26 protein-coding genes are annotated in these 23712 nt (G+C 67.0%); 11 read left to right on the forward strand and 15 right to left on the reverse strand.

What is annotated here, in order from left to right; translation table 11 throughout:
* Positions 1–50: 50 nt before the first annotated feature.
* The 4 genes from ACFC4D_RS31470 (at position 51) to ACFC4D_RS31485 (ending at position 4326) form a co-directional block, all read left to right on the forward strand.
* The gene (locus ACFC4D_RS31470) at positions 51–428 is read left to right on the forward strand and encodes a hypothetical protein (protein ID WP_376068631.1); all 378 of its coding nucleotides are present in this window, start codon (positions 51–53) and stop codon (positions 426–428) included.
* Between the two features lie 112 nt (positions 429–540).
* The gene (locus ACFC4D_RS31475) at positions 541–2349 is read left to right on the forward strand and encodes a tetratricopeptide repeat protein (RefSeq protein ID WP_376068633.1); all 1809 of its coding nucleotides are present in this window, start codon (positions 541–543) and stop codon (positions 2347–2349) included.
* A gap of 168 nt (positions 2350–2517) precedes the next feature.
* Positions 2518–3369 (forward strand): universal stress protein, encoded by an 852-nt coding sequence (locus tag ACFC4D_RS31480; protein ID WP_376068635.1) that lies wholly within the window; start codon positions 2518–2520, stop codon positions 3367–3369.
* Between the two features lie 36 nt (positions 3370–3405).
* Complete coding sequence (locus ACFC4D_RS31485) at positions 3406–4326, forward strand: universal stress protein (protein WP_376068636.1); 921 nt, start codon at positions 3406–3408, stop codon at positions 4324–4326.
* 16 nt (positions 4327–4342) lie between these two features.
* Here the strand turns inward: ACFC4D_RS31485 and ACFC4D_RS31490 are convergent, their stop codons facing one another.
* Positions 4343–4984: a dihydrofolate reductase family protein gene (locus ACFC4D_RS31490; RefSeq protein ID WP_376068638.1), complete on the reverse strand. Its 642-nt coding sequence runs from the start codon at positions 4982–4984 to the stop codon at positions 4343–4345.
* 80 nt (positions 4985–5064) lie between these two features.
* A complete protein-coding gene (locus tag ACFC4D_RS31495; RefSeq protein ID WP_364631593.1) occupies positions 5065–5328 on the reverse strand; it encodes a metal-sensitive transcriptional regulator in 264 nt (87 codons plus the stop codon).
* A 164-nt stretch (positions 5329–5492) separates the two neighbouring features.
* Here ACFC4D_RS31495 and ACFC4D_RS31500 point away from each other — a divergent pair, with 164 nt between their 5' ends.
* Both ACFC4D_RS31500 and ACFC4D_RS31505 read left to right on the forward strand, forming a co-directional pair.
* Positions 5493–7112 carry an FAD-dependent oxidoreductase gene (locus ACFC4D_RS31500; protein ID WP_376068639.1) on the forward strand — a complete coding sequence of 540 codons (1620 nt, stop codon included), beginning with the start codon at positions 5493–5495 and terminating at the stop codon, positions 7110–7112.
* A gap of 37 nt (positions 7113–7149) precedes the next feature.
* Positions 7150–7290, forward strand: a complete 141-nt coding sequence (locus tag ACFC4D_RS31505) for a hypothetical protein (protein WP_376068641.1) — start codon at positions 7150–7152, stop codon at positions 7288–7290.
* 48 nt (positions 7291–7338) lie between these two features.
* Here ACFC4D_RS31505 and ACFC4D_RS31510 read toward each other — a convergent pair whose 3' ends face one another.
* Together ACFC4D_RS31510 and ACFC4D_RS31515 are read right to left on the reverse strand one after the other, a co-directional pair.
* Positions 7339–7773: a YybH family protein gene (locus tag ACFC4D_RS31510; protein WP_376068643.1), complete on the reverse strand. Its 435-nt coding sequence runs from the start codon at positions 7771–7773 to the stop codon at positions 7339–7341.
* A complete protein-coding gene (locus ACFC4D_RS31515) occupies positions 7739–8344 on the reverse strand; it encodes an NADPH-dependent FMN reductase (RefSeq protein ID WP_376068645.1) in 606 nt (201 codons plus the stop codon). The genes ACFC4D_RS31510 and ACFC4D_RS31515 overlap by 35 nt, the downstream gene beginning before the upstream one ends.
* Positions 8345–8479: 135 nt before the next feature.
* On the opposite strand from ACFC4D_RS31515, the gene sigJ reads away from it, so the two are divergent.
* Positions 8480–9391 (forward strand): RNA polymerase sigma factor SigJ, encoded by a 912-nt coding sequence (gene sigJ, locus ACFC4D_RS31520; RefSeq protein WP_376068646.1) that lies wholly within the window; start codon positions 8480–8482, stop codon positions 9389–9391.
* Positions 9392–9438: 47 nt separating this feature from the next.
* Positions 9439–11637 (forward strand): DUF4132 domain-containing protein, encoded by a 2199-nt coding sequence (locus tag ACFC4D_RS31525; RefSeq protein WP_376068647.1) that lies wholly within the window; start codon positions 9439–9441, stop codon positions 11635–11637.
* 18 nt (positions 11638–11655) lie between these two features.
* On the opposite strand, the gene ACFC4D_RS31530 is transcribed toward ACFC4D_RS31525, so the two are convergent.
* Positions 11656–12732: a YihY/virulence factor BrkB family protein gene (locus ACFC4D_RS31530; protein ID WP_375954078.1), complete on the reverse strand. Its 1077-nt coding sequence runs from the start codon at positions 12730–12732 to the stop codon at positions 11656–11658.
* A gap of 122 nt (positions 12733–12854) precedes the next feature.
* Here ACFC4D_RS31530 and ACFC4D_RS31535 point away from each other — a divergent pair, with 122 nt between their 5' ends.
* The gene (locus ACFC4D_RS31535) at positions 12855–14570 is read left to right on the forward strand and encodes a DEAD/DEAH box helicase (protein WP_375954076.1); all 1716 of its coding nucleotides are present in this window, start codon (positions 12855–12857) and stop codon (positions 14568–14570) included.
* Between the two features lie 21 nt (positions 14571–14591).
* On the opposite strand, the gene ACFC4D_RS31540 is transcribed toward ACFC4D_RS31535, so the two are convergent.
* From ACFC4D_RS31540 to ACFC4D_RS31550, 3 genes are all read right to left on the reverse strand, one after another.
* Positions 14592–16310, reverse strand: a complete 1719-nt coding sequence (locus ACFC4D_RS31540) for an amidohydrolase family protein (protein ID WP_376068648.1) — start codon at positions 16308–16310, stop codon at positions 14592–14594.
* Positions 16311–16393: 83 nt separating this feature from the next.
* Positions 16394–16699 (reverse strand): DUF1905 domain-containing protein, encoded by a 306-nt coding sequence (locus tag ACFC4D_RS31545; protein ID WP_375954073.1) that lies wholly within the window; start codon positions 16697–16699, stop codon positions 16394–16396.
* An 82-nt stretch (positions 16700–16781) separates the two neighbouring features.
* Positions 16782–16997, reverse strand: coding sequence for an excalibur calcium-binding domain-containing protein (locus ACFC4D_RS31550; RefSeq protein WP_376068703.1), 216 nt, complete (start codon positions 16995–16997; stop codon positions 16782–16784).
* Here ACFC4D_RS31550 and ACFC4D_RS31555 point away from each other — a divergent pair.
* Positions 16897–17232, forward strand: a complete 336-nt coding sequence (locus ACFC4D_RS31555) for a hypothetical protein (RefSeq protein WP_376068708.1) — start codon at positions 16897–16899, stop codon at positions 17230–17232. The two genes, ACFC4D_RS31550 and ACFC4D_RS31555, sit on opposite strands and share 101 nt — an antisense overlap.
* 168 nt (positions 17233–17400) lie before the next feature.
* Here ACFC4D_RS31555 and ACFC4D_RS31560 read toward each other — a convergent pair whose 3' ends face one another.
* The 4 genes from ACFC4D_RS31560 to ACFC4D_RS31575 form a co-directional block, all read right to left on the reverse strand.
* Positions 17401–17898, reverse strand: a complete 498-nt coding sequence (locus ACFC4D_RS31560) for a DUF1992 domain-containing protein (protein ID WP_376068649.1) — start codon at positions 17896–17898, stop codon at positions 17401–17403.
* A 28-nt stretch (positions 17899–17926) separates the two neighbouring features.
* Entirely contained in the window at positions 17927–18433 is a 507-nt protein-coding gene (locus tag ACFC4D_RS31565; RefSeq protein ID WP_376068650.1) for a hypothetical protein, read from the reverse strand.
* Positions 18434–18689: 256 nt separating this feature from the next.
* Complete coding sequence (locus ACFC4D_RS31570) at positions 18690–19364, reverse strand: hypothetical protein (protein ID WP_376068651.1); 675 nt, start codon at positions 19362–19364, stop codon at positions 18690–18692.
* A gap of 69 nt (positions 19365–19433) precedes the next feature.
* A complete protein-coding gene (locus ACFC4D_RS31575) occupies positions 19434–20201 on the reverse strand; it encodes a helix-turn-helix transcriptional regulator (protein WP_376068652.1) in 768 nt (255 codons plus the stop codon).
* A 55-nt stretch (positions 20202–20256) separates the two neighbouring features.
* Between ACFC4D_RS31575 and ACFC4D_RS31580 the strand changes: the two genes are divergently transcribed.
* Positions 20257–20841, forward strand: coding sequence for a class I SAM-dependent methyltransferase (locus ACFC4D_RS31580; RefSeq protein ID WP_376068654.1), 585 nt, complete (start codon positions 20257–20259; stop codon positions 20839–20841).
* On the opposite strand, the gene ACFC4D_RS31585 is transcribed toward ACFC4D_RS31580, so the two are convergent.
* The 3 genes from ACFC4D_RS31585 to ACFC4D_RS31595 form a co-directional block, all read right to left on the reverse strand.
* Positions 20820–21380: a hypothetical protein gene (locus ACFC4D_RS31585; protein WP_376068656.1), complete on the reverse strand. Its 561-nt coding sequence runs from the start codon at positions 21378–21380 to the stop codon at positions 20820–20822. The genes ACFC4D_RS31580 and ACFC4D_RS31585 overlap by 22 nt on opposite strands.
* A gap of 1 nt (position 21381) precedes the next feature.
* The gene (locus tag ACFC4D_RS31590) at positions 21382–23109 is read right to left on the reverse strand and encodes a DEAD/DEAH box helicase (protein WP_376068705.1); all 1728 of its coding nucleotides are present in this window, start codon (positions 23107–23109) and stop codon (positions 21382–21384) included.
* Between the two features lie 226 nt (positions 23110–23335).
* Positions 23336–23530, reverse strand: coding sequence for a hypothetical protein (locus ACFC4D_RS31595; RefSeq protein ID WP_029903635.1), 195 nt, complete (start codon positions 23528–23530; stop codon positions 23336–23338).
* Positions 23531–23712 lie beyond the last annotated feature (182 nt).

The following is a 23712-nucleotide window of genomic DNA, read 5'->3' on the forward strand; positions in this document are numbered from 1 at the left end:
CGCATAGGATTCACCGCAGGCGCGTGTCAACGGGAGCGAAGGGATCGGCCATGAAGGGCAGGTACGGCGGGGCGCTCGGGGCGGCTGTGCTCGCGGCGGTGGTGATCGCCGCACCGCGGGCGAGCGCGGATCCGCCGATCGTCGAGCTCGGTTTTCACAATGGCTACTGTTCGACGACCGAGGTCTCGGTCCCCGCGAATACGCCGTTCTTCGTCGATATCGACACCGGATTCCAGTTCACCGATCAGTCCGAGTTCCGGATTCCCTCGCTGAAGATCCGGGTGATTCTGCCGAGCGCCTATTTCAGCCCGCGTGCCCGGGTCGCGGTGGACGCGCAGCCCGCGGGTGCGATCCCGTTCGAGCTCATGACACCGTGGGTGTCGGGGAGTGCGGGCCACGGCTGCTGGGGGACGATTCGGGTCTGGTGACGCGCCTAGTCCGGTGATGAAGCGGGGCCGGTGTTTTCGTCGTTGGCAACTCGGGCTCGACTCGGACATCATGGGCGCGTAGTCAGTGGATTCGCGCACACGATGGGGAGCGATGGCAGCGGTATCGGAAACAAGTGACGGGGTCGGCGATCGCCGGATCGAGGCGGAGGGTGAGATCGCGATCGCGGTACTCGCCCTCGACAGCGGGGATCTCACGCACGCCGCGGACCATATTGCGGGGGCGTTGCAGCTCGAACCCATGCTGCCCGAGGCGCATGAGCTGCTGGCCCGGCTCGTGGTCGCGGCAGGTGGCGTCGAGGCCGCGCTGACGCTGTATCCGACCGATCGCCCCAGCCTGGGTGCGATGGGTGCGCGGGCGCATGTGCTGGCCGCCGACGCGCAGTGGGATTCCGCGATATCGCTGCTCACCCAGGTTGTCGCATTCGATCCGAGCCTGCCGTGGGCGCGGGCGGCGTGGCTGGAGCAGCCGGATATCGTGCCTGCGTTGAGCGCCGACACCGTCCTCTACGCGGTCCTCGCGCTCAATCGGCAACTGCCGGAACCGGTTTCGCCCGAGATTCGGGAGACGATCGCACCGCTGTACGAATTGCTGTGCGCCGCGGTCGAACAGTATGACGAGGATTCCCGGCTGCTGGCGATGGGATCCTCGCTGGCGCGCCGCTTCACCGCGTTCGAGCTCGCGGAATCCCTTGCGGTGCGGGCGCATCGGATCAGCGCGGATCAGATCACGAGCGTGATGCTCGGGCAGGTGTACCGCCGTACCGGCCGGGCCGACGCGGCGATCGAGGTGTGGGCCGATCAGCTGCGGCGCGATCCGTCCGATGAATACCTGCACACCGATCTCGCGGAGCTCTACGCCGAAACCGGCCGGCCCGAACTCGGCCTGCCCTGGCTCGAAGCCGTCGTGGCGATGTCGCCCGAGCATGAGAAGGGCGCGCCCGCGCTGCTCGGCCTGCGCTATCGAATGGATGGGGACATCGGGCATCTGGTGGCGCTCGCCGATCATCTGCGCGCACATCCGGACCACCACTACGCCGATGAACTGCTCACCCAATTCTGTGGTGACGCTTCATGGCTCGGCTATATCGAGGGTGCGGGCGAGTCCCTGATGAACATGCTGCGGCAGGTGATCGAACAGGTGCCCGAGGGTCGTGCGGAGCTGGAGCTGCAATGCACGGTCTCGATGATCGAGCCGCCGAGCGCCGTGCTGACCCTGCGCCGAGCGCTGCCGCGCGTCGAGATCACGGTCTCCGAGGTCGGTGACCCGGACCCGCGACTGCGGTCCGCCGACTGGAATCCGACGGGTCTTGCGGTCTGGCACTATCCCGACAATGCCATGACCGCCGTTCCCATTGTCGCGCCGCCTACACCCGAGGCCGCCGAAAAGATCCGCCGGACAACACAATTGCGCTGGCCGCATCTGCCCGCCGCCTACGACTTCGCCGTCGCGCTTGCCGGTCTGCCGCTCCCGGATCTGCTCGGTGCGCTGGTGCATCCCCCCGTACCGGATCCCGAGCCCTTCTACGAACAGCACCCGGCCCTGTGGATCCGGGCGGTGCAGATGTGGGCGTGTCTGGGTATCGCACACCACCGCGCCGACGAACCCTGGCAGGAATCCACCCGCCGCACGGTGCTTTTCGATCTGCTGCACGGTGTCGAGGACTGGGTCTGCGAGGCCGCCGCGATCGCGCTGATAGCGGTCGCCTGGACCGATCCCGGCACCCGGGCCGATATCGGCTACGCGGTCTGCCGCCGTTTCGTCACCCTGGCCGAGGCGTCGCGCTCCCGCCCGGTGACCATCCTCGATTCGTTCTGCCGACTTGTCCTGGCCTGCCCGTGGGTGGACGCGAGCATCCTCGAGCTGGCCCGGGACATCCTGGAGGCCGAAACGCAGGACTGAGCGCGCCGTAAATCCCCTGCGGTAGCTCTGTGATTGCGCTTACCCGCCAACCGGGCCTGTCGCCGGTATTGTCGGAATTGACGGAGGGTACTTCCGGTCGCACCGGGAGTACCGCCGACATGGTCCGCGGTATCGCCGATGGAGAGGTGAGATACGTTGCCTGCCAGCATGATCGATCGTCCGGTGGTTGCGGGAGTGGATTCCTCGGAGTCTGCGGGGCATGCGGTGCGGTGGGCGGCGATCGACGCCGCGCTGCACGGGGCCGAACTGCATCTGGTATTCGCTGTACCGCCGTTCGTGGAGACGCCCCTGGACGACAATCCGGTGCGGCTCTGGCATGACGAGTATCGGCAGACCGCGGAACAGGCGCTCGCGGATGCGGCGCGGGCGGCTGTGCAGTTCGCCGCACCGTACGGCGATATCAAGACCCGGACCTTCCTGGTCGACGCGCCGCCCATCCCGACCCTGAACGCGCTGGCCGCGACCGCCCGCTACGTGGTGGTCGGCTCGCGCGGGCTGGGCGCCTACCATCGCAGCCTGCTCGGTTCGGTGAGTATGGCGGTGACGCGGCATGCGCTCGGCCCCGTGGTCGTGGTGCCCGGCGAACCCGCGCCGGACTCCACGCTGCCGGTGGTGGTCGGCGTGGACGGATCGCCGTACAGCACCCGCGCGATCGAAGTCGCCTTCGATGAGGCGTCCCGGCGCGGTGTCGGACTGGTCGCGGTGCATGTCTGGGATCGACTGGGGCAGAGCGGATCCGGTTCGCAGGAGCGCGCCGAAAAGGTGCTCGCCGACAGTCTGGCGCACAGTCGCGCGGAATTCCCGGGTGTGAGCGTGCGCAGCGTGGTCGCGGAGGATCGGCCGGTGCGCGCCCTGCTGGCGGAAAGCGAAGCGGCGCAACTGGTTGTGGTCGGCAGTCACGGTGTCGGGGGCTTCCAAGGTATGACGCTGGGCTCCACCGGTGAGGCGCTGCTGCCCGTGGTGGGCTGCCCGATCGCCATTGTGCGACTGCGGAACTGAACCCGAACGGTTATCGATAGAACAGGAGTGGATCGAATGAGCCTGTCCCGGAACGAGAATCCCCACCTGCTGGCGTCCGCGCCGGTCGTGGTCGGTGTGGACGGCACGCCGGAAGCCAGTCACGCGGTCGCCTGGGCGGCGCACACCGCATCGGCTCGGGAGCGGGAACTGCGCATCGTGCACGGCACCAATCTGGAGATGACGCGCGCGCTGCTCGGCTCCTATTCCGTGGTCAATCAGGATGTGGTGCTGCCCATTTCGCAGCACGGCGAGGAACTGGTGGCCGCCGCGCGGCAGGTCGCGGAGAAGATCGATCCGGATCTGCGCATCAGCACCGAGGTCTCACCCGAACATCCGGCGCGACTGCTCATCGAACATTCGGCCACCGCGCATATGGTGGTGATCGGCGGTCCGGAACCCAGGCGCGGACTCAATCGCCTGGGCTCGATCCTGCTGTCGGTCTCCAGTCACAGCCGCGGTGCGGTGGTCACCGTGCGCAGCCCCGCCGCCGACGCGCCGCCGCCGTCCAGCGGTCCGGTCGTGGTGGGTGTGGACGGCAGCCCGGTCAGCGAGGCCGCGATCGAGGTGGCCTTCCAGGAGGCGGCCCTGCGCGGTGCGCCGCTGGTGGCGGTGCACGCCTGGAGCGATCTCTATCTGAGCCAGTTCTCCGGGATCATCGACACCTCCATCGAGGCCGACCAGATCGCCGAGGCCGAGCGTTCACTGCTGGTGGAGCGGCTGGCCGGGTATCGCGAGAACTATCCGGAGGTGGAGGTCACCCGCGATATCCATCTCGCCGATCCGCGCGATCATCTGCTCACCTGGTCGGACACCGCACAACTGCTGGTCGTCGGCAGCCGCGGCCGCGGCGGATTCACCGGGATGCTGCTCGGCTCCACCAGCAACGCGCTGGTGCAGCAGGCGAACTGCCCGGTCATGGTGGTGCACCCGGACTAGCGGAAAGCGTTGCGGCTCAGCGGGACAGACCGCGATCGGGGGCGCTCATATCCCCGGTCGCGGGCGTGCCGTCGGCCAGGCCGTAGCGCAGCAGTACGGTGCCCAGCTTGCCCGCCACCGGCGGCTCCAGCAGCGTGATATTGGTGGGCACCGCGCCGCCGTCGAACACCTTCTTGCCCACGCCGAGCACGATCGGGTGCACCCACAGGTCGAGGCGGTCGAACAGCTTCTCCCGCAACAGGGTTTGCACCAGGTTCAGGCTGCCGACGACGGTGACGTGCTCATGCCGTTCCCGGATCTCGCGCACGGCCGCGGGCAGATCCGGGCCGAGCAGTGACGATCCGGCCCAGGACAGCTCGGGTGTGCCGCGCGAGGCCACGTACTTCGGAATCCGGTTGAACAGGTTCGCGAAATCCTGGTCCTCGTCACTGGCCTGATCCGGCCAGTAGCCGGCGAAGATGTCATAGGTCCGCCTGCCGAGCAGCAGCGCGTCCGTACCCTCGTACGCATCGCTGACCTGTGCCCCGGACACCTCGTCCAGTAGCGGCGCCTGCCAGCCGCCGAACGGGAAATCCCCGTCCGGGTCCTCGCCCGGACCGCCGGGCGCCTGCCCGACGAGGTCCAATGTCGCGAACATCTCGATGTGGATCAGTCCCATATCGCACTCCCGATGAATCGGCCGGTTCGGTCACTGGCTAAGACGGGGGAGCGGCCGCGAATTCATCGGGGCTCGGGGATTCAGGCCAGGGCGAGGAAGAGTTTCTCGAGTTCGGCCTCGCTGAGCGGTTCGCGGCCCTCGGCCCCGGTGAGGCATTCCCGCAAGCCGCTCGCGACGATTTTGAATCCGGCGCGGTCCAGGGCGCGGGAGACCGCGGCCAGCTGGGTGACGACATCCTTGCAATCGCGGCCCTGTTCGATCATCGAGATGACGCCGGTGAGCTGGCCCTGCGCACGCCGCAGTCGATTGAGCACCGCGGTGATGGTCTCTTCGTCGCCGACCATGATTGCCTCCTGCGTTCCGTGGGTCCGGGATGGTCGCGTCGACTCCCGCCGCTGTCGAGAATACCCCATGGGGTATGTTGGAGCAGAATTGTCAGATACCCCCTGGGGTATATCCATCGATCGTTGTGTCGGGTGCGCGTGAGTGGCCCGTCGGGAGGTGTCGGATGAAGGTCGTGATCGTGGGTGGCGTCGCCGGTGGCATGTCGGCCGCCACCCGTCTGCGCAGGCTCGACGAGTCCGCCGAGATCATCGTGTTCGAGCGCGGCGCGCACGTGTCGTTCGCCAATTGCGGTCTGCCGTACTACGTCGGCGGGGTCATTCCGAAACGGGAATCGCTGCTGTTGCAGACCCCCGAATCGCTGGCCGCGCGGTTCCGGCTGGATGTGCGCGTGCGGCACGAGGTGATCGCGGTGGACCCGCACGGCCGGACCGTCACCGTGCGCGATCTGGACTCCGGACGCGAATTCACCGAAACCTTCGACGAATTGGTGCTCAGCACCGGCGCCGCGGCGATCGTCCCGCCACTGCCGGGCGTCGAGCGGGCCCTGGTGCTGCGCGATGTCGAGGATGTCGATCGTATGGTCGCCGCACTCGGCGATGCCCGTTCCGCCGTGGTGACCGGGGCCGGATTCATCGGCGTCGAGATGGCGGAAAACCTGGTGCGCCAGGGTATTCCGACCACTCTCGTGGAGCGCGGCCCGCAGCTGCTGGCACCGCTGGATCCCGAGATGGCCGCACCCGTCGCGGCGGAACTGCGCGCACACGGCATCGGAGTGGAGTTGGCGGCGGAACTCGCGCGCATCGACGCCGATACCGTGACCCTCGCCGATGGACGGGTCATTCCCGCCGATGTGGTCGTGATGGCGATCGGCGTTCGTCCCGAGAGCGCGCTCGCCAAGGCAGCAGGTCTCGAAATCGGTTCCGGCGGAGGCATTGTCGTCGACGCGCGGTTGCGCACCTCGGTCCCGCACATCTACGCGGTCGGTGATGCGGTGGAGAAGCGGGACGCGGTGGGCGGGCAGGCGGCACTGATCCCGCTGGCCAATGCCGCCAATCGCCAGGGTCGCCTGGTGGCGGACGCGATCGCGGGCCTGCCGGTGCATGATCCGGCCGCACAGGGCACCGCGATTCTCGGCGTCTTTGATCTCACGGTCGCGATGACCGGCTGGAGTGAGAAGCGCCTGCGCGCGGCGGGCCGCCCGTTCCGGGCGCTGCACACCCATCCGCTGGACCATGCCGGGTACTACCCCGGAGCGGATTCACTGTCTCTGAAACTGCTGGTTGATCCCGATACCGATGAGATCCTCGGCGCGCAGGCGGTCGGCGGCGCGGGCGTCGACAAACGCATCGATGTGCTGGCCACCGCCATGGCCGGTGGTATCCGCGCTTCCCGGCTGATGGATCTGGAACTCGCCTACGCCCCGCAATTCGGATCGGCGAAGGATCCGGTGAATATGCTCGGCTACCTGGCCGACAACCTGCGCACCGGTGTAGTGGACACCCTGCAATGGCATGAGGTGGCCGAAACAGTCGCCGCCGGAACACAACTGGTGGATGTGCGCTCGCCGGAGGAGTTCGCGGCCGGATCCATTCCCGGCGCGCGAAACATCCCCCTGGACGAACTGCGCGCGCGCCTCGGCGATATCCCGCCGGGCCCGATCCTGGCCTTCTGCCAGGTCGGTCAGCGCGGGAACAGCGCCACCCGCCTGCTCACCCAGCTCGGCCGCGAGGCGCGCAATCTCGACGGCGGCTACCGCACGTGGAGTGCGGCCCGATCGTCCTAGACTACGAAACCCCTTCTTCCCGAAAGGAATTCATCTCATGTGTCAGCGCACCACCTGCCGCGCCTGCGGTAAGCCCGGTTTCACCGGATGCGGCAACCACGTCGAACAGGTGCTCGGCGATGTGCCGAAATCCGACCGCTGTTCCTGTGCGGCGGAATCGCCGACGCGCAGTCGGTGACGGTGGTGGTGAGCGCGTCTTCCGCTCGCTGATCCACGCGGGATACCGTCACGGCGTCAGGTCGGTCACGCCGTTGCCGCTCACGACATCGAACGGTACCGAGACCTGATCGTGCGCGATCAGCCAGTCGCCGTTGATCTTTCGCATACCGTAGGTGACCCGGACCCACATGCCCGCCGTCGCGGTGCCGTCGCGCAGGGTGCCGCTCAGGCGGGCGAAGCCGTGGCCGAAGGCCACCTCATCGCCCACGGTGAAGGTCAGATCGCGGAGTTCGTAGGTCACCTCCGCGAAAACGGTGAAGACCTTGATCCAATTGGCGAGTTTGGCCTCGATGCCGACGTGCTGGAGCGGTGGCTCCACGTCGAAGGAGATGACATCGGGCGTGTAGAGCTGCCGCACCGCGTCGAGATCCTTGGCGCGCAGTGCCGCGATTACCTGGTCGACGGTCTCAATGGGTGACTGAAAGCTGTTCCGCGTCTTCATATTCGGCTCCTTCGATGTGACGTAGCGGTGCGAGGGCGGTGCTCCACGCGGTGAGCTGATCGAGCATGGCGTGCAGCGCCGCGGTATGGCGTTCGCCCGGAACGAATTCGGTGTGGTTCCGGAAATCGGTGAGCACCGAAATGCTGACCTGGCGGCTCACATCCGCCATGCCCAGCACCCCGCAAATCGAACGCAGATGCTCCACCGCGAGCACCCCGCCACCCGCACCGTAGGAGACGAATCCGACCGCCTTGTCCACCCATTCGGCGAAGATGTGGTCGATCGCGTTCTTCAGCACCCCGGGGGCGGAATGGTTGTATTCGGGGGTCACGATGACGAACCCGTCGAACGGCGCGATGCGCGCGGCCCACGCCCGGGTGTGCTCATGCGCCGATGGTCCGAACATCGGCGCGACCGCCTCGTCCAGATGCGGTAGCGGATGATCGGCCAGATCGATCAGTTCGAATTCCGCGTCACCGCGCGCCGACGCCGTCTCCAGCACCCAGTCGGCGACCTGCGGACCATTGCGTTTGGTGCGGATGCTGCCCAGGATGATGCCGATTTTGATCATTTCCCGAACTCCTGCTCTGCTGAGAGTGTCACGACCTTCCGACGACACAGGCGTCCGGAATGTCAGGCCGCCTCACAGACCGGTGCGCTATTTCGTCGGAGTCGATGAGGGCCGCAGCGACAGAGGGAGCCGACTATGACCGATCCGCAACTGGGCGCGGTGATGAGTGAGCGCGGACAGCTGATCAACCTCGCCTACCGGCTGCTCGGCTCGCTCGCCGAGGCCGAGGATGTGGTGCAGGAGACGTATGTGCGCTGGTACGCGCTCTCGGATCGGCAGCGCGCGGACGTGCTGAACCCCGGAGCCTGGCTGACCACGGTCGCCAGCCGCATCTGCCTGGATCTGCTCGGTTCCGCCCGCGCGCGGCGGGAAAGGTATGTGGGCGAATGGATTCCGGAACCGCTGCCCGGCCGCTCGGAATGGCTCGGCGGTCCCGTCCCCGCCGACCCCGCCGATCGGGTCACCCTCGACGAGTCGATCGGCATGGCGTTTCTGGTCGTATTGGACGCCATGACACCGGCCGAACGGGTGGCGTTCATCCTGCACGATGTCTTCCGCTACTCCTTCGCCGAAGTCGCGGAGGTGGTGGGCCGCACACCCGCCGCCTGCCGCCAACTCGCCTCGAGTGCGCGCCGCCGCGTGGATACCGCGCAGCGACCCTCCGGTGCCGACCGCGCCGAGGTGGTGCGCGAGTTCAAACGAGCTTGGGAGACAAGCGATATCGAGGCCCTGATCGAACTGCTCGATCCCACCGCCATCGCGATCGCGGACAGCGGCGGCCTCGCCCTGGCCTTCCGCCACCCCATCGTCGGCGGCAAGCGCATCGCCCGCGCCTGGATCGAACTCGCCGCCCGCAGAACCGAAGTGGCGCTGCTGGAGCGCACCGTCAACGGTCAGCCCGGCCTGGTCGCGGAGATCGACGGAGCCGTCGTCTCGGTGTACGCCTTCGATATCGCGGACGGGCGGATCACCCGCATCTGGGTTATCCGCAATCCGGAGAAGTTGCGCCCCTGGACCGTCGAAGGGGAGCGCGAAAACCTGTCGTAGGGCTCGGCCATACTCTCCGGAAAGGTGTTTGGTACAGGAGGTTTGGCATGGTGGGGGATGGGTTGTCGGAACTGTTCACCGATCCGGAGTGGGAGCGGCTGGCGCGGGCCTTCGAGGCGGCGGCGGCCGCAGATCGGACTCGCGGGGTTCCGCTCGTGCCCGGACTGACGGCTCCCGATACGCCGAGCATGGTGTGGGAGCCGGGCGAGCGCGAAGAGTATCTGGCGGAGGCCCCGGGGCTCTTCTTCCTGATTTACCACGAACAGTTCCTCCAGGAGCACGGTTGGGCGGCATTGGTGCGGTCTTACCGGGACGGGCAGCTCGATTACCCGGCGACCGAGATCTACATGTTCGCCAATGCGCCCGAAGAGCTGGTTCGGCCGCTGCTCGGCGGGTGGCAGCCGCCTCTGTACTCCTCCGACCAGCTGCCTTGTCTGCGAGCCCTGCTCGCGCGGTTCGAGTTGGATGTGCTGCCCGCCGTGCTGCAGGTGGCGAAGCTCAATGCGTATGAGCACGGTTCGGTGCTGCTGCCGGTGCGTAGCGCCGCGGTCGCGGTGCTGATGGCGGATTGGCTGGTGCGATTGAAATCGGCGCGGCATATCGCTCGCGCGTGGTTCTCCCGGCACGCGCTCGCCGCGGTACCGCTGCTCACTCCGGATGCGCTCGGAAAAACCCGTGTGCCGCGCGAGAAAGCTTCTGCCGCACTGGCTTTCATAGCCGCCGAATGCGGAGTGCCGGAGGTTGTCGCTGCGGCTCGTGCCCACGGCGATGCGGCCGCCGCCGGAATCCAGCAGGTCCTGAACGCGGCTTTCGATCGTGTGCGGAACGGGGTCCCGGCGACGAAGCCGGTAACTCCCTCCGGGGTTCCCTGGCTGGATCGAGACCGATTGCCGCGGATCCTTCTTCGCGACGGTTCCGTGCTGCCGCCCGTCGCCGTGGAGCGGTTGCTCGGTGCGCTCGAGCTCGCGCCGGGGGTGACCTGGCTCGGTACCGCGACCCCGTACCCGGGTCTGGTCAAGGCACTGGAATGCTGTGATCGCGCCTCGCTGGCGGCATTCGGGCGGAGCATTTTCGAGAGCTGGGTGGCGGCCGGTGCCCCGGGGCGCAATGGCTGGGTCATCGACCAGTTCTATTGGCTGGCCGACGAGGAATCGACGCGACGACTGGGCGCGGCGGTGCTGCGCTGGCCGACGGCGAACAGCGACAGGCAGGCGGTGAACGTGCTGCGCGCCATTGGCACCGACACCGCATTGGCGGAATTGGATCGAATCTCCCGGCGCGCCAAGGGACCTGGACTGCGCTCCACTGCTGTCGAGTGCCTGACCACGGCCGCGCGTGAACGCGGGCTCAGCGCCGAGGAGATCGCCGATCGACTCGTACCCGATCTCGGGCTCGACGCGAACGGCACACTCGTGCTGGATTACGGCCCGCGCAGGTTCACGGTCGGATTCGACGAGAAGCTCATGCCTTTCGTGATCGACGCGGCGGGCAAGCCGCGCAAGGCGCTGCCCAAACCGGCTGCGGCCGACGACAGTGTGCTCGCACCGGCTGCCTATCAGCGGTTCACCGAGCTGAAGAAGCTTGCTCGCGCCACCGCCGCCGATCAGATCCGGCGACTCGAACGTGCCATGACCTCCGGAAGAGACTGGAGCGCGGCGGATTTCGAGCGCTACCTGGTGTCGCCGCCGCTCCTGCGGCACATCACCCGCCGACTGATCTGGACCACCGGGGACCTCGCCTTTCGTATCGCGGAGGATCTCACACTGGCCGATGTGGACGATGCGACCGTCACGCTCCCCGAATCCGCCAGGGTCCGTATCGCCCATCCGCTGGATCTCGGTGACACGGTGCAGGATTGGGGTGAGGTGCTCGCCGATTACGAGATCACCCAGCCTTTCCGGCAACTCGGCCGCGCGGTCTACGAACTGACCGAGTTGGAGCGCACGAGCCGCGGTATCGATCGGATCACCGGTGTCACCGTGCCGGTGGGCGCGATTCTCGGTCTCCTCGGCAAAGGATGGGAGCGCGGATACAAGCACGGCGGTGGGATTCATTTCGAGGTGTTCCGTCGGATCGACGAGAAGCAATCGCTGACCATCGGGTTGGACCCGGGCATCGTCGCCGGGGGAGCGATGATTCTGGCCGAGCAGCGGATCACCGGAATCTATTTCGACACACCGCCGTTGGAGCTCGATCCGGTGCTGGCGTCCGAACTTCTCGCGGACCTGGCCGGGCTGGTGCCCTGAGCCGGGCGACCGCCGGGATCAGTACCGCATACGCAGGGTCGGCGGGTCCTTCTCCAACGACACCAGCTGGACCGTCGGCGGGTCCGAGGGGTCGAACTCGGGCTCGGCGGCCGTGGCCCTGCGCTGTTTGCGCCGAGCCCACCAGGCGCGGATCTGGGCCGCCCGGGTCGCGCGGGCGGGCCAGAACTCCTGGACGCTGGCATTGAATTCCGCGCCGAGGATGACCGCGAACCCGAGGAAGAAGGTGAACAGCAGGAAGGCGATCGGCGTGGCCAGCGCACCGTAGGTGACCCCGGTGCGGGTGACCCAGGCCAGATAGCGGCGCAGGCCCTCACTCGCGGTCATGAAGAACACGCCCGCAACCAGCGCGCCGCCGAACAGTCGATGCCAGGGCAGCGTGCGATGCAGGGCGAGTTTGTAGAGCGTGGTGAGCGCGACGATGAGCAGCAGTCCCGCGCCCGGGTAATAGAAGGTGTCGATCAGTCTGAGCCCGGGCTCTTTCCATCCGCGCGGCAGCACCCGCCCCACCAGCGACGGTCCCAGCGCCACCAACGGCAGAATCAGCACCGAGGTCACCAGGAACAGCACGTACAGCCAGAGCGCGAAAATTCGCTGCCAGACCGGATGCCGCGCGTTGGCCTGGCCGTGCGCGGCGGTGATGGCGTCCACGAAGGTCGCCATGGCCGAGGATCCGGCCCACAGCGAGAGCACGAAACCCACCGAGACCACCCCGCCGTGACCGCGTTTGAGCACGTCATTGGTGGTGGGTTCGATGAGGTCGTCGACCACGCTGGCGCTGAACAGGTTCCGGCTGAAGGTAATGATCTTGGATTCCACGATGTCCACGGTGTCCGGGCCGAACCAGTGCCCGACATAGCCGAGGCTGCCGAGCAGGCCCAGCAGCAGCGGGGCCAGCGACAGCGTCTGCCAGAACGCGGCGGCGGCGGACTTGTTGAAGATGGAATCGTTCCACGCCTTCACCGCGACGTGCACGATAAGCTCGCGGACTCGCCCGAGCCGTGTGGTGACGCGCACGTCTGCCCCGGGCGCGTCGGACGCGTCGGCGTGTTGCGGGGATTTTTCGTGCTCGTTCATCGTGGCTACAGCATCGCTCACCAGCGTTTCAAATGGACGCGGACCCACGATGTGTCGTGCGGCACTACTTGTGACCGTGTTGGATTGGTGCGTTGTCGGTCCACATCGCTAATCTCTTCCAAGTGACTTCGGGTGGTGGCGGTTCATTACGTGCTTGGCAGCGCAGGGCTCTCACCAAGTATCTGACAACCAAGCCTCGCGACTTCCTCGCCGTCGCGACTCCGGGCGCGGGTAAGACGACTTTCGCGCTGCGTGTCGCGGCCGAACTGCTCGCCGATCGAACCATCGATCAGGTGACGGTGGTCGCCCCGACCGAACATCTGAAGCATCAGTGGGCCGGATCGGCGGCGCGGCTCGGGATTCAGCTCGACTCGAACTTCTCCAACTCCACCGGATCGACCTCCTCGGACTATCACGGTGTGGTGGTGACCTACGCGCAGGTGGCCTCGCATCCGTTCAAGCATCGGGTGCGCACCGAGAACCGGCGCACGCTGGTCATCATGGACGAGATCCATCACACCGGCGACGCCAAGAGCTGGGGTGAGGCGGTCGAGGAAGCCTTCGGGGACGCCACCCGAAGACTCGCGCTGACCGGAACGCCCTTCCGCAGCGATGATTCGAAGATCCCGTTCATCACCTATGAGGCCGATGAATCGGGTTTCGAGAAATCCAAGGCCGATCACACCTACGGCTACTCCGAGGCGCTCGCCGACGGCGTGGTTCGACCCGTGGTCTTCCTGGCCTACTCCGGTGAGGCGCACTGGCGGGACAGCGCGGGCGATGAGTACTCCGCCCGCCTGGGTGAGCCACTGAGCGCCGAGCACACCGCACGCGCCTGGCGCACCGCCCTGGACCCCGCCGGCGACTGGATGTCCAAGGTGCTCACCGCCGCCGATACCCGGCTGCGGCAGTTGCGGGCCACGGGCATGCCCGATGCGGGCGGTCTGGTCATCGCCACCGATCAGGACAAGGCGCGCGATTACGCCGAACTGCTGGAACATATCTCGGGCACCAAACCGACCGTGGTGCTCTCCGACGATCCGGCCTCCTCGGCGCATATCGGCACCTTCAGCGAGAGCACCGATCCGTGGATGGTCGCGGTGCGCATGGTGTCCGAGGGCGTCGACGTACCGCGCCTGGCGGTCGGCGTGTACGCCACCAGCGCTTCCACCCCGCTGTATTTCGCGCAGGCCATCGGCCGGTTCGTGCGTGCCCGCAAGACCGGTGAGACCGCGAGCGTGTTCCTGCCGTCGGTGCCGGTGCTGCTGGATCTGGCCGCGCAGCTGGAGGTGCAGCGCGATCACGTCATCGGCAAACCGCATCGGGAGAAGAACGAACTCGATGACGAACTGCTGATCGACGCCAATAAGCAGAAGGACGAGCCGGGCGAGGAGGAGAAGAAGTTCATCGCCCTGGCCGCGGACGCCGAACTGGATCAGGTCATCTACGACGGTGACTCGTTCGGCACCGCCACCTTCTCCGGCAGTGATGAGGAGGCCGACTACCTCGGCATCCCGGGGCTGCTGGACGCCGATCAGATGCGCGCGCTGTTGCGTGATCGGCAGACGCGTCAGTTGCAGGAGCGCACCGCGGAATCCGCGCGGACTGTCACCCTGCCGACCAACGCCGCCTCCGCCGAACGCGCGGCCACCGCGGATCGGCTCGGTGAGCTGCGGCGCGAGCTCAACAGTCTGGTGGCCATGCACAATCACCGGACCGGCAAACCGCACGGGGTGATCCACGGTGAGCTACGCCGCGAATGCGGCGGTCCGCCAACGGCATTGGCCACGGCGGAACAGCTCACCGAACGCATCGCGGTACTGCGCCGCACCAGCTGATCCGGCGGAATCCACCGCCGATCAGGCGGTGAGGAAGGTGCCCGCGTGCAGGGTCGTGCCGAATCCCGGTGCGAACGTGCCGTATTCGTACACCACGTGCCCGCCGACCACGGTGGCCGCGACCGCTCGGTCATTGCGATTGACCATGCGCGAGACGCCGCTGCCGGATAGCTCGGCTTCGGCGTAGTCGGCAGTGCCGTCGAAACCGGTCGGATCGATGACGGCGATATCGGCGCGTGCGCCGACGGCGAGCCGTCCGGCATCGAGGCCGTACCACTCCGCGAGCTCACCGGTGAGCCGGTGCACCGCCTGCTCGAGGGGCATGAAGCCGCGCCGGTGCACGCGTTCGAGCATGCGCAGGCTCGCGTTGTAGAAGGCCATATTGCGCAGGTGCGCACCGGAATCCGCGAAACCGATCTGCACCAGGGGAGAGGTTTGCAGGCGGTCCAGCACCGCATCGCGATCATTGGCGATGGTGGTGCGCCAGCGCAGGGCCGCACCGTGTTCGACGGTCAGATCCAGCAGTGCGTCCGCGGCCGTGATACCGCGATCGGCGGCAACGGCTGCGAACGACCTGCCGACCACGGTGGCGTCGGGGCAGGCCATGATCTCGGCGTCGCCGAGATCGCGATGCCATACCCGGGGACCGAATTTCTTGGCGAGATCCTTGCGGAAGCGGCGGCGATACCCCTCGTCCTTCAGCAATTCACCGCGTTCGAGCACCTGCCGGATATTCAATGCCGCTGCGCCGGAACCGAATTCCTCGAAGATGACCAGATCGATTCCGTCGGCGTACACCTCGAACGGCACCGGCAGATGCTGCCAGCGTAGATCGGCCCGGCCGAGTCGATTGGCCACCCAGGCCGCGCCGAGTGCGGCATTGACCACGGTGCGATCGGCCTTGATATCGGCGGCGGACAGCAGGGAGGTCTTGAGCGGGCGGCGGCCGAACAACCGTCCGACGCTCTGCGCGAAATAGCGTCCGATCTCCAGCCGCGAGGTGAGGTTCGGTGTGCTCTGATGCACCCGGCCGTGTTGCCGCAGTACGGAATTCAGTCGCGCGTACTCCGCCCACGTCGCATAGGTCGACGGCAATTGCCGTGCCGGGAAACGGGTCCCCTCGAGTTTCGAGAACGAACTGCGAATGGTGGAGAGCCCCACGAATCCGGCATCGAGCGCCTCGCCGAGCATTTCCGCCATGCGATCCAGTTCGGCGTCGGTCGGACGCTCATTCGCGTCGACAGCTCGCCCCAAACCCATGACGGCCACTCGGATATCCGAATGTCCCAGGAACGCTGCCACATTCACGCCCAATGGCTGTGCCCCGATGGCCTGCACATAGGACTTGGGATCGGTCCACGTCTTATGTTCCTTGACCGCGTCGTTGACCACATCCCACGGCAGGGCCTCGACCCGCGCGAACATATCCGCGCAGTCCTGTGCGTCCGCGTAAACGGTTGACAGCGAACAATTCCCGAAGATCACCGAGGTGACCCCGTGCCGAGCCGATTCCCCCAGCCCCGGCCCGGTGAGCACCTCCGCGTCGTAATGCGTATGCACGTCGATCATCCCGGGAATAACCCACTTCCCGGTGGCGTCGATCGTCCGATTCCCCTCCGGCAGACCGGATTCGATGGCCACGACCCGCCCGTCGCGCACCCCCACATCCGCGACGATCCGCTGCCCGCCACCGCCGTCGAATATCGTTCCGCCCCGGATAACGACGTCGTAGTCGCCCATCACGCACTCCAAACTCACAGGTATTTCATGCTAACCCGCGCAAACGCCCGCGATCCTGGGAGATTCGGCCACCCTCGAACAGATCAGGACCCGACCACTTCCAACTCCACCCGAAACGAATCCCCGGTATCGAGCCCCTCGGCCGTCCGCACCGGCTTCTTCATCGGCAACATATACGTCCCCCGCTTCCGATCCGGAAAAATCGAGGTAGCCCAAGTACTCCCCCCAACCGTCACCCGCACCCGCACCGACCCGAACCCACCCGCAAGATGCCCATGCACCTCCTCGATCTCATCCGCCACCTCCTCCGGCAAACTCGTGAAATACCACGCCGCAGGCCCCTCCCACACCCACAACTCACTGGTAAACGAGTAACGCGAAGCAGCCATCCCCAGACCGTAACCCAGCGGTACGACAGCATCGGCCGAGCGGTGGCCGGGCTCGGCTCGATGGTGCGCTGTGGGCGGACGGCTATCTTTCGCAGGCGATGCCGTCGCCGTCCCGGTCCAGACGGGAGCTGTAGCCCGGGTCGCCACGACGAAGTGGGGCGGCGCCCGCCGCCTTCGCTTCCGCGCAGCTCTTGTAGGTGACCGCTGGAGCGGCGGGTACCGGGGCAGCGGGGACCGGTACGGCGGGCGGTGCGACGGGTGCGGGGGCCGCCACCGGTGAAGTGACCACGGGCGGCACCGGTGCCGGGATCACGGCCGGGGTCGTGGCGGCGGGCGGTGGAGCCGCAGCCGGAACGGTGGTTTCGACCGTGGTGGTCGTGGCCGGAACCGTGGTGGTCGAGGTCTGCGACGCAACCGCGGTTGTGGTGGTCGGGTGCGAGCTGCTGGAGGTGCCGGTGGTACCGGAGCCGCCGCCCCCGCAGCCGGTGAGTACGGCGATGGCGCTGATGGCCGTCACGGCCATCAGCATCTGATGTCGAAATGTCATGGATTCCCCGGATGCCGAATGTGGATGCGATCGGGGACGGCGGAAAGCCTGCCCCCCGACCTGGGCCTCCGATCGCGGCACTCACTCTGCCAGGAAAGCCATTCCGTCGCACTGGATCTGGGCAATCACGCGGTTTGCGCGAGGTATATCCGAATCACCATCCCAGCAAACGCCGCCACCAAGATCGCTTCGCGGACGCTTCGACCGATTCGGCCGATATGACTGTCGCACTGGGGATTCCAACCGACCGCTCGGCTTCTCGCGCCGCTTGCCATCTGGCCACCACATCGTCCGCACGCACCGGCCCGATCGGGATATCCGGGCCGCCGGGGGATCGGAGCCAGCGGACTATGCGTTCGTTGAGTTCGGTGACAGCTTCGCGGACTGCGCGCTCGGAGGTCATCGGCCGCACGGTGTGGTCGATGCGTTCGCGGTCGCGGCGCAGGACTATGTGTTCGGGCAGGAGGGCGTCGGTGCCGATGCCCTCGCGTTGCAGCAGGTTCCGGACCCACCAGTTCTCATCGTCCATACCCGGCGGGATGGGTTGGCCCGCCCCGGGCAGCCTGTCGAATTCGCCCCGTTCGGTGGCCTCACGAATCTGTTTGTCTATCCACGATTCGAAGGTGAGATCGGGCGGCTTACGCTCGGTCACCCCTCCAGGATACCGGCGGACTGACGGATCAGTTCTGGCACTCGGGCCAGGCTGCGGCGGGATCGCAGCGGTCGGGGCAGGCCATGATGTAGACCTTATTGCCCAGCAGCAGGCCGTCGTCCAATGACCGCGGGTATTCCCCGTTATCGGCGTCGGCCGCCTTGTACTTGCGGAAAGGGAAGTCCTCACCGACCTGAGCGAGGAAAACGAGTTTGGTGCCGCAGGCGCAGAACAGCGACCGGGGGCGTTGCAGATAGTGCGGCCTGCCACCGATCTTGAATCCGTACAGCGGCCGCCCGTCCGACTTGTCCTCGGTCTCGCGCAGCGACAACCTGGTCGGCCGGAAGATCGGGTCCGGGTCCTGCTGGGCAACACCCTTGCTCTGCACCAGGATTCGCCAGAACGGTGGTTTACCGGCGACTCCCGCATCCCAGAAGTTCGCGGGCAGATTCCGCTTTTCGGTGTAGCTGCAATCGCTGTCCCGGGGACATTGGAACACCAGCAGCTGATCCCCGCCGAAATGTGGAACGTCCACGGGTACCTGAAGCTGGAAGTACAACGCCATCCGCCTCCCGCACCCGCATACCGGCCACGATTGATCCGCGTCCAGCACCGCCCACCCGCCGATACTGTTCCGATCGCCCGGCTCACAAGCCGTCGTCTCGACGCTCACCACATGTGTCTGCACCACAGCGTGCCCTCCCCGTATTACCTTGTCGCGCAGACGTTATCGCATCGCCGCGGCAATCCGCGACCCCGCGTGCCGGGCGAACCTGCGATGACATGCGGTGTCAGTTCTGGCAGATCGGCCAGGCGGCGGCGGGGTTGCAGCGGGATGGGCAGGCCACGATGTAGATGACGTTGCCCAGTAGGAGGCCGTCGTCCAGGGCTGCGGGGTAGGTGTTGTCGTCGCCGTCCTGGTCGTCCGGGTCGGCGAGGTAGTCGGAGAATGGGAAGTCCTCGGGGACCTGGGCGAGGAAGACCAGGTCGGTGCCGCAGGCGCAGCGGTAGGACTCGGGGTCCTGAACCCAGTAGGGTGCGCCGCCGATCTTGAAGCCGTACAGCGGGCGTCCGTCGTCTTCATCGTTTGACGGTCGCAGCGTGAGTTCGGTGGGGCGCAGGATGGGGTCAGCTGTTTCAGCTGGAATGCCTTTGCTCTGCAGCAGGATTCGCCAGAACGGGGTGCGGCCGTCGAATTCCGCATCCCAGAAACCGGCGGCCAGCTGCCGGTCGGTGGGGAAGGTGCAGTCGCTGTCCAGCGGGCATTGGAACACCAGCAGCTGATCGCCGCCGAAGTACCGAATATCGGACGGCACCTGAACCTGGAAATACAGGGTCATCCGGGTCCCACATCCGCAGATCGGCCAGCGCTGGTCGGCGTCCAGCAGTGGCCGGCCGCCGATGCTGTTCCGATCGCCTGGGTTGCTCGCCCTCGAACCGACGCTGATCTCGTACGTTTTCCCCATGGTGGGCCCCTCCCGTATCACTTTGCCGCGCAGACGTTAACGCATGCGACCGACAGCGTGCGTTCGTGGTCAGCGGGCGAAATAGCGGGCGGGGGAGGTGCCGACTTCGCGGTGGAAGGCGGCGATGTAGGCGCTGGGGGTGGCGTAGCCGACTCGGGTGGCGATGCGGGCTATCGGCATTTTGGCGGCGAGTAGGGGGAGGGAGGCTGCGAGGCGGATTTGGGTTCGCCACTGGCCGAAGGTGATTCCGGTTTCGGCGAGGAAGGCGCGGGCCAGGGTGCGTGGGCTGACGGCGACCGCGGCGGCGAATTCGGGGAGGGTGCGCGGGTCGGCGGGGTCGGCTTGCAGTGCGGCCGCGACCCGCTGGGCGCGGACATCGACGGGGTGGCGCGCGCCGATGGGTATGACCTCGGCGGGGTTGAGTAGATCGAAGATCACTGATTCGGCTCGCTCGCGTTGCTGCGGGGTGGTCGCGTCCGCGGTGAGGTGTTGGAAGAGTTCGTGCAGTAGCGATGACACCCGCAGCATGGTTGGTGCGGGGAAATCCACGGGCGTGCGGCTCGGATCCAGGTAGATGCCGCTCATGATCGCGCCGTCGTAGGTGCCGGTGCGGTGGCGTATGCCGCCTGGAATCCAGAGTGCGCGGGTGGGTGGCAGGACCCAGTGGCCGCCGTCCACCTCGACGGTGATGACTCCCCGTGTGGCCCAGGCGATCTGATGTTGCGGATGTTCGTGCTCGTCGAACCAGAGTCCGGGTGGCAGGGTTCCGGCGCCGAACACCATGGCGGTCGGCCCGGCGGGTGCGGGGAAGACCAGGGGTTGGCCGTTTGGCGACACAATCTGTCACCGTAGCCGGTTCTGGTCGAGGCAAGGGCTGCCTACCGTGAGGCGCATGGGAATGAATGTCCTGCACCAGCTGTGCTGCCGCTCCTCGATGTGGGAGAAGACCAGTGCCACTCGAATCGTGCCGTGGGCGCTGGATCGCCTGGATCTCGGTGACAATGCCCTGGAGGTGGGGCCGGGCTACGGGGCGAATGTGCGCACGCTGCGTGAGCGCACCGCCGTGCTGAGCGGTTTGGAGATCGATCCGGCGCTGGCCACCCGATTGCGCTCACATCACTCCGAGCGCATGCGCGTCATCGAGGGTGACGGCACCGCTATGCCGTTGCCGGACAGGGAATTCAGCTCGGTGGTCTGCTTCACCATGCTGCATCACGTCCCGTCCCCGGCGCAGCAGGATGCCCTGTTCGCCGAGGCGTTCCGGGTGCTGCGCCCGGACGGCGTCTTCGCCGGTAGCGACGGCCTGGACCGCCCCATGTTCCGCCTCATCCACCTGGGCGACACCTGCGTCCCGGTGCCGCCCGACACCCTCGCCGGCCGCCTGACGCGCATCGGCTTCACCGATATCGACATCGAACCCGGCGCGTCCATGTTCCGCTTCCGCGCCCGTCGCCCCTACGCGGGCACCTCGAAATAGGCCGCCGGATCCAGCGCGGAGAGCGGCGTCCATCGCACGGCATGGGTTTCCCCGCCGTGTGCGGCCGGTACGCTCCCGCCGCTCCGGAATCCCTGCAGATCCAGTGCCAGCCAGGGTGTTTCGTCGACCTGCCGGGCGAGTGCGTAACAGGTGGCCAGATAGTGCAGGCACCGTTCGGTGCGCGTCCGGCAGGAGCAGTCGATGCGCGCGAATTCCGGTGCGACGCCGATCCCGCGCTCGGCCAGCGCGATTCGATGCTCATCGGTCAGGGTGAGCGCATCCGCCGGAATCACCTCCGCGATGGCGGCGATGGTCGTGGCGGCGAGCGGCACCAGCTCGAGATAGGTGACAGACGCCTCGGATCCGCGATGGATCGTCGCCCGCACCATGGTGTTCTCGATCTCGGTGTGCACCAGGCCATTACCCGCGATACTGCGGGCGCGCGGCAGCATCGGTTCCGGTTTGCTCATTTTCAGCGGCTGCGCCAGCCGGACCCAGTCCATACCCCAGCCGGTGTATCCGAAGTCATTGTCGGCCATATCAGTTGGCTCGCTTTCGACGCAGGAGTTCGAATAGTCGGTCGTCATCGAGGCGCGCGAGCGCGGCGATTCCGGCCGTATCGGTGAGATCGGTGAGCGCAGACTTGCGATCGTGCATGCCCGCGATGTGCTCCTCGATGGTGGTGCCCGAGGTCAGCGTGGTGACGGTGACCGTGCGCGTCTGCCCGATCCGATGCGCGCGATCCGAGGCCTGCGCCTCCACCGCCGGATTCCACCAGCGATCGAAGTGAATGACATCGGCCGCCCGGGTCAGCGTGAGCCCGGTGCCCGCCGCCCGCAGGCTCAGCACCAATACCGGTGGCCCGTCCGGGGATTGGAAATTCGCCACGATCTCCCCGCGCTGCGACTGGTTGAGCCCGCCGTGGAAGAACGGCGCGGTCACGCCCAGCTCCTCGGCGCAATGCCGCACCAGCAGCTCCCCGGTGCGCCGATACTGGGTGAACACCAGCGTCGGCGCGTCATTGGCCACATTGGCGGCGAGAATATCGGCGCACACGTCGAATTTGCCCGAGCGCCCGGCCAATTCGTCCAGGTCCCCATTGATCAACCCGGGGTGATTGCACACCTGCTTGAGCTCGGTGAGCACCGACAGCAGCCGGGTGTGCCGCTGCCCGCCCGATCCGAACCCCTCCGTCTCGGCCCGATCGAGCAGCTGGTCGTAGAGCCGCTCCTGTTCCCGGGTGAGATCGCAGACCAGGTCGGTGTGGATCTTGGGCGGCAGCGATCCGGCCACCTCGGCCTTGCGCCTTGCCAGCGCCACCGGTTCGATGGCATCGCGCAGTCGCAGCACCGCCGGTGCCGACCCCTCGGAGATCGGCCGCACGAATCGCCGCCGGAATTGCGCCTTGTGCGTGAACTCGTGCGGGACAACCAGGTTCAGTAGCGCCCACAGCTCGTCGAGATTGTTCTCCACGGGCGTACCGGTCAGCGCCACCCGCGCCTCGGCCTTGATACCCCGCGCCGCCTTGGACACCTGGGTCCGCGGATTCTTGAGCACCTGCGCCTCATCGAATACGACGCTGGTCCACTGCTTCTCGTCGAGCGCCCGCCCGTGCCCGCGCAGCGTCGGATATCCGGTCACCACCACCGTCCCCGGCGCGGCCTCCGGTGGTTCCCCGCCCCGCCAGCCGACGGCCGCCAGCCCGGGCGCGAATCGCTCGATCTCGTGCACCCAGTTGCCGACCAGCGAGGTGGGGCACACCACCAGTTGCGGTCCGGCCGCCATTCGCCCCAGCAGGAACCCGATGGCCTGCACGGTCTTGCCCAAACCCATCTCATCGGCGAGCACCGCCCCGCCGTGCGCGGCAACGGTCTCGTGCAGCCAGGTGATGCCGCGTGCCTGGTACGGCCGCAGTTCGGCCTTCAACCCGCTGCGCAGTTCATTGCCGAGCGCGACGGTGTCCAGCAGTGCCCGCACCGCGCGGTCCGCCGTGACGATGGCGTTCCCGCCCGCATTGGGCACCGCGTGCGCGGCGATGGGCAGTGCGGGCTCGGCACCGCTCAAGACATCGCGCCAGCCCCGCACCGAGGAACCGGGCGTGGCGAGGTCGAGTCCCGGGAACCGCTCGGGCTCGACCATCAGACAGGGCAGCTCGCGCACCGCGAAACCGCCGTCCTCGGGGACGGCGAGGGTGACGGTATCGGGCTCACCCTCGATCTCGGGCGTGGCGCCGGGCGCGGACGCGCTCCAACTCCACAGGGCGAACATATGCCGATCGGGCAGGTAGGTGGCGTGCACGGTGGACAGAACGCGCTCCTGACGACGTGGATCCCGGCCTGAGACAGCAAATTTCATTTTTCGCAAGTCCGGGTCCGGAAACTGGACAACGGGCGACCCGTTGGGGCCGCCCGTTGTTGGGGGTAATTCTGTTGGGAAGATTCAATTTTCGAGCGGACCCCTCGGCTGGTGAACCAGGACCGAGGACGAGGAGCTGTTACAGCGCCGGTGCCGACTCCGTGTCGATCACGGCTTCGAGTTCACGGAGACGATCCATGTGCTCATTGGCGTGATGCTGGCAGAAGAGCAACTCGCCACCGGCAGGAAGGACTGCACGTACACGCGCAGCCGCCCCGCAGCGGTCACAACGATCGACCGCGGTCAGTGGGGTGCTTGTCAGGGTTCCTGGCATGACTCCTCCGTCCTGGCTCCGGGTGCTCGCACATCCCATCGCCTGGTGTGGGGCTCGCGATCCACTTCGCGAGCTCGCTACCGCTACTTCCCAGCAGTGGTTGATGACTACTCTGTCAGACGTTCGGGGCGCGGTCTTTGTTCCCGTGGAGTTTCCCGTGTGTTTTGCCTAACACGACCTGC

Origin of the sequence: Nocardia sp. NPDC056000, assembly GCF_042269265.1 — a bacterium.
In the GTDB taxonomy this organism is placed as follows: Bacteria; Actinomycetota; Actinomycetes; order Mycobacteriales; family Mycobacteriaceae; genus Nocardia.